Annotated in this window: 1 protein-coding gene; it reads right to left on the bottom strand. The window is 67.1% G+C overall.

All coding sequences use genetic code 11. The features are described from left to right. On the bottom strand, window positions 1-240 hold a 240-nt coding region (locus NLU14_RS22795), incomplete at both ends, for a hypothetical protein (RefSeq protein WP_275710899.1).

Genomic DNA, 240 nt, shown 5'->3' with positions numbered 1-240 from the left:
CCCTGCGCCTCTTCGAGCTGCTTGGCGAGCGACGGGATCGTGCCATAGCTGAGCTCGCTCATGCGGGCGAGATCGCCGGCGCGCTGCGCCTGCTCCAGCTCGATCTTGGCGGCCTCGAGCTGTTCCTTCAGCTTCGATTCGCCGGCGATCTTGTCCTTCTCGGCCTGCCAGCGCGACGTCAGGCCCGCCGATTGCTGCTCGAGATTGGCCAGTTCCGCCTCGAGATTGGCCAGCCGGTCG

The organism is Marinobacter iranensis, assembly GCF_029207565.1.
Lineage (GTDB): Bacteria > Pseudomonadota > Gammaproteobacteria > Pseudomonadales > Oleiphilaceae > Marinobacter > Marinobacter iranensis.
Note: the sequence above shows the minus strand (reverse complement) of the source record. Positions and strands in the feature narration are given on the sequence as shown.